We start from the raw sequence: 2,409 nt of genomic DNA, 5'->3' as shown, positions 1-2,409 counted from the left end.
CCGCCCCCCAGGCCGCGCCCGGCGACGACGCCGCCTTCCTGCGCGCCCTGCTGTGGGCCGCCCGTCCCGCGCCGGAGGAGATTCGCGCCATCGCCGTGGAGGACCTGGCCCTGCTGGGGGACCCTCGCGCCCTGGACTCGCTGGCCATCCACCTGTGGGACCCCAACCCCCGCACCCAGCAGGCCGTGCTGCGCGCGGTGGCGCTGTTCCAGCATCCCCGGGCCGAGGAGATCCTCGGCAACGTGGTGCGCCACCCCCGCATGCCGGACGCGCTGAAGATCCAGGCCCTCAACGGGCTCATCTTCCAGCGCACCGCCTCCGCCCGGCGCACCCTGCAGGACGCCACCACCGACGCTCGCCTCTCCTCCGCCGTGCAGAACGCGGCCCGCGCCGTGGCCGCCCAGTGGGAGGCCCCCTCCACCGCCGCGCCCTGACCCCGCCCGGTGGGCAGGCGGGCTCCCGGGGCCGATTCCTGGAGAAGTCGCGGTCCTGCGCTAGACTCCCGGCGCATGAAGATCACTCCGCTCGACATCCGGCAGAAGCGGTTCGACACGGCGCTGCGCGGCTTCTCCCGCCGCGAGGTCGAGGCCTACCTCGAGCTGATCGCCGGCGAGTTCGAGGAGGTGGTGAAGGAGAACATCGCGCTCAAGGAGGAGCTCAAGCGCACGCAGCTCAAGCTCGAGCAGCATCAGGAGCGTGAGCGCACCCTCCAGGAGACGATGGTCACCGCGCAGCGCATCAGCGAGGACCTCCAGTCCGCCGCCAAGAAGGAGGCGGAGATCATCATCGCGGACGCCGAGCACCAGGCGGAGAAGATCGTCCACGGCGCGCACCAGCGGCTGGTGCAGGTGGTGGAGGACATCAACGAGCTGAAGCGTCAGCGCACCCAGTTCGAGTCGCAGGTGCGCTCGGTGCTGGACGCGCACCAGAAGCTGCTGGAGACCTTCAAGGCCCCCGCCTTCGCGGACCGCGACTACGCCCGCGTCGAGGACAACGTGGCCTACCTGTCCCAGAAGAAGGCCACCGTCAGCGAGTAGCGCCGTGGCCCCGCCCTGGCTGAAGTCCCTGCCGGACGGCGTGGAGCTGGCGCTGCTCATCCAGCCCCGCGCGTCGCGCACCCGCGTCGTCGGCGAGCATGACGGGCTGTTGAAAATCCAGCTCGCCGCTCCGCCCGTGGATGGAGAGGCCAACGCCGCCCTGCTCGAGTTCCTGGGCAAGCAGCTGGGGGTCCCCCGAAGGCAGGTGACGCTCGTCGCTGGTGACGCATCGCGCCGCAAACGCGTGCAGGTGGTCGGCATTGATGCGGCGCGGACCGAGGCTGTTATGTCTGGGGCCTAGCGAGGCCCCCGCATGCGCCACCTGCTCGTCCTGCTGCTGTTGCTTTGGGCCATGCCTCGGGCGTGGGCCCAGGGCCTGGTCGAAGGCTCCGTCTCCCATCCCCACGGCGCGGGCGACGCGCTCGTGGACAACGTGGTGCTCGTCCCCCACGCCCGGCCTCCCCAGGTCGTCGGCGAGGTGACGACGAAGCGCTTCCGCATCCTCCACACGGCCGCGGCCACCGGGGCGGCCCGGGAGCTGGCGGGGCAGATTGAGGCGGTGCGTGACGGCTTCGGCGGCATCCTCGGGCGGGACTGGCCGGGGGTGACGGAGGTGCGGCTGGGCGTGGGGCGCGACGAGTTCGACGCGCTGGCGCTTCCCGGCGGCAAGCCCCCGGGCTGGGCGGTGGCGCTCGCCTACCCCGCCCATCAAATCATCCTCCTGGACGCGCTGAGCCTGAACGCGCCGGACGGGCAGCAGACGCTGCGGCACGAGCTGGCGCACGTGGCGCTGGGACAGCTCGCGCGCGACTGGCCGCGCTGGTTCCAGGAGGGCGTCGCGCAGAACGTCACCGGGGAGCGCTTCTCGCTCACGCACTACTCCGCCCTCTTCCGCGCGGTGACGCAGGAGCGCGTCTTCCACTTCGAGGACCTGTCCGACGACTGGCCGGACCTGCCCGCCGACGTGGAGATTGCGTATGCCCAGAGCGCCGCCTTCGTCGCGCACCTGGGCACCCGCTACGGCGCCCACGCCATGGGGCAGCTCGTGGACGGGGTGCGCGCGGGCGAGCCCTTCGAGACGGCCTTCGGCAAGGCCTTCCACACCTCGCTGGACGTGGAGGAGGCCGGCTGGCGCGACGGGCTCGCGGCCCGCTACGGCTGGCTGCCGCTCACCACCAGCTCCGCGCTCCTGTGGCTGACGGCCTCCGTGCTGTGCGTGGCCGCGTACGCGCGCCGCCGCCGGCAGAAGAACCTGCGCCTGGCCGAGATGGCCGCCCAGGAGGCCGCGGACGAGGCCGCCCTGCGGCTGATGCTCGTCGCCCAGCAGCAGGCGGCCGAGGCCAACGCCACGCCCCTGCCCGCCCCCGAGGAC

At 72.6% G+C, this 2,409-nt stretch carries 4 protein-coding genes; all 4 read left to right on the top strand.

Features of this window, described 5'->3' with window-relative positions:
* Positions 1-434, top strand: a 434-nt coding sequence (locus FL311_RS42605) for a HEAT repeat domain-containing protein (protein ID WP_228557463.1), incomplete at its 5' end; no start/stop codon positions are given.
* A 75-nt stretch (positions 435-509) separates the two neighbouring features.
* A complete protein-coding gene (locus FL311_RS42600) occupies positions 510-1,037 on the top strand; it encodes a DivIVA domain-containing protein (protein WP_046713350.1) in 528 nt (175 codons plus the stop codon).
* Between the two features lie 4 nt (positions 1,038-1,041).
* Complete coding sequence (locus tag FL311_RS42595; RefSeq protein WP_141333329.1) at positions 1,042-1,338, top strand: DUF167 domain-containing protein; 297 nt, start codon at positions 1,042-1,044, stop codon at positions 1,336-1,338.
* A 12-nt stretch (positions 1,339-1,350) separates the two neighbouring features.
* A partial coding sequence (locus tag FL311_RS42590) for a peptidase MA family metallohydrolase (RefSeq protein ID WP_141333328.1) occupies positions 1,351-2,409 on the top strand: 1,059 nt, incomplete at its 3' end.

The sequence above is a fragment of the Myxococcus sp. AB025B genome (assembly GCF_006518215.1).
In the GTDB taxonomy this organism is placed as follows: Bacteria; Myxococcota; Myxococcia; order Myxococcales; family Myxococcaceae; genus Myxococcus; species Myxococcus fulvus.
The sequence above is the reverse complement of the archived record's forward strand: the minus strand, read 5'-3'. Positions and strand labels throughout refer to the sequence as shown.